The sequence below is a fragment of the Streptomyces sp. NPDC101165 genome (assembly GCF_044768135.1).
Classification (GTDB): domain Bacteria; phylum Actinomycetota; class Actinomycetes; order Streptomycetales; family Streptomycetaceae; genus Streptomyces.
The window spans coordinates 1-1300 of record NZ_JBIWPG010000061.1 but is presented as its reverse complement, the minus strand read 5'-3'; the positions used below and the strand labels follow the sequence as shown (position 1 = coordinate 1300).

The window sequence follows — 1300 nt, the reverse complement described above, 5'->3', positions numbered from 1 at the left end:
GGCGCTTTCTAGGGGTCATTGCAACAGGTGGTTGTGTTGATCAGGCCGCGAGCAGTTTATGCAGGCGCTCGGCTGGGGTTTCCCAGCCGAGCGTTTTGCGTGGGCGGCCGTTGAGTTCGGCGGCGACGGTGTCGAGGTGTTCGTGGGGGTGGACGGACAGGTCGGTGCCCTTGGGGAAGTACTGCCGTAGCAGGCCGTTGGTGTTCTCGTTCGAGCCGCGCTGCCAGGGACTGGCCGGATCGCAGAAGTAGACCGGGGTGTCGGTAGCGATGCTGAAGCTCTTGTGGGCGGCCATTTCAGAACCCTGGTCCCAGGTCAGCGAGCGCATCAGGTGTCCGGGCAGCGTCTGGACAGTGCTCACCAGGGCGTCGCGTACCTGCTCGGCGCTGCGGCCGTCGGGCAGGTACAGAAGCATCACGTAGCGGGTGGCGCGTTCGACGAGGGTGCCGATGGCGGAGGCGCCGTCCTTGCCGATGATGAGGTCGCCTTCCCAGTGGCCGGGCACTGCCCGGTCCTCGGCCTCTGCGGGCCGTTCGCTGATCATGACCATGGGGTCGGTGAAGCGGGGCTGCCGGGCAGCGGCCTGGCGGTGCGGTTTGCGGCGGGTGCGTCCCGAGCGCAGAGCCTTTGCGAGCTCGCGGCGCAGTTCGCCGCGTCCTTGGACGTAGAGAGCCTGGTAGACCGTTTCGTGGACCACGTGCATCTCCGGCCGGTCGGGGAAGTGTGCCCGCAGAGCCTGGCAGATCTGCTCCGGGCTCCACCGCAGGTCCAGGCGGTCCTGGATGAAGTCGCGCAGTTCGGGGTTCTGGGCGATCTTTCCTGTCTTCGGACGGGGCCGGCGGGCATCGGCGCGCGTCTGTGCCGCGTAGGGGCGGTACTGACCGTTGACCGGGTGGCGGTTACGGCGGATCTCCCGGCTGATGGTGGACGGGCTTCGGCCCAGCTCGGCGGCGATCGCGCGGACGGTGGCCTTCTCGCGGAGCCGGTCAGCGATGTGGATGCGGTCACGCTCGTTCAGATGCCGTGAGGGCGCAGAAGGCGGCACCACCGTGGTGAGCGGTGGTGCCGCCTTGTTCCCGCCGGACGCATTGCGTCCGTTGCGCCAACGTCTGCCGGTCTTCGGGTTGATCCCGACGATCCGGCACGCTTCTTCGTTGCTCAAGCCCTGCCGCATGAACTGGGAGTATGCCGCCCGCTCCCGGGAGAGCTTCCTGGCTCCCTGCGGCTTCCGGTCTCCTCGGACCTCGAAGTCCATCGCACCCCTTGAACTGGGATGTTGCGACGACCGCTAGAACTCAAG

General features: G+C 67.5%; 1 protein-coding gene. It reads right to left on the bottom strand.

The genetic code is table 11. The features are described from left to right. Window positions 1-40 precede the first annotated feature (40 nt). Window positions 41-1162, bottom strand: coding sequence for an IS30 family transposase (locus ACIRVH_RS46470; RefSeq protein ID WP_403967187.1), 1122 nt, complete (start codon window positions 1160-1162; stop codon window positions 41-43). Window positions 1163-1300 lie beyond the last annotated feature (138 nt).